The following is a 910-nucleotide window of genomic DNA, read 5'->3' on the forward strand; positions in this document are numbered from 1 at the left end:
GAGCAGGCCGGGTGCCGAACCCGCAAGGACAGCACACGGTTTGTCGATACGCTGATAACCGCCAGCCCGGAGTTTTTCAAGGGGAAATCCCCAAAGGAGATACAGGCGTTTTTCCAGAGGGCGGCGGATTTCCTCACCCACCGGGTAGGGCGGGAAAATATCGTGTCGGCGGTGGTACACATGGACGAGAAAACGCCCCACCTGCATTTGACCTTTGTTCCGCTGACAAAGGACAACCGCCTGTGCGCTAAGGAGATTATCGGCAACCGGGCAAACCTGACGAAGTGGCAGGATGATTTTCACGCCTACATGGTGGAGAAATATCCCGACTTGGAGCGTGGGGAAAGCGCCAGCAAGACAGGCCGGAAGCATATCCCCACCCGGCTTTTCAAACAGGCGGTTTCCCTCTCCCGGCAGGCAAGAGCCATTGAAGCCACACTGGACGGCATTAACCCGCTGAACGCCGGAAAGAAAAAAGAGGAAGCCCTCTCCATGCTGAAAAAGTGGTTCCCGCAGATGGAGAATTTCTCCGGGCAGTTGAAAAAGTACAAGGTCACAATCAATGACCTGCTGGCAGAAAATGAGAAGCTGGAAGCACGAGCCAGAGCCAGCGAGAGCGGCAAAATCAAAGACCGCATGGAGCGGGCAAAGCTGGAAAGCGAACTGCACGATATGCAAAGGCTGGTTGACCGTATCCCGCCGGATATACTGGCGGAACTGAAACGGCAGCAGCGGCAGTATGGAAAGGAAAGGTGATTTTATAAGTAACAATATCAGATACAAAAAGGAAACAGAAGTCGTGACTTTTCAGGGAAAGGAAATCACGCTGGAAAACCTCTCCCCGGTGTTCACGCCGGAGCAGGAAGCGACCAAACGCCGGGAACTGGAGCAGCAGCTTTATGAGGTGTTC

At 54.1% G+C, this 910-nt stretch carries 1 protein-coding gene; it reads left to right on the forward strand.

What is annotated here, in order from left to right:
* The coding region (gene mobV, locus AB5213_RS17180) for a MobV family relaxase (protein ID WP_368277039.1) at positions 1-756 on the forward strand (756 nt) is incomplete at its 5' end.
* Between the last annotated feature and the right edge of the window lie 154 nt (positions 757-910).

The sequence above is a fragment of the Coprococcus sp. RTP21204st1_G4_RTP21204_210225 genome (genome assembly GCF_040915385.1).
GTDB lineage: Bacteria > Bacillota > Clostridia > Lachnospirales > Lachnospiraceae > Allocoprococcus > Allocoprococcus comes.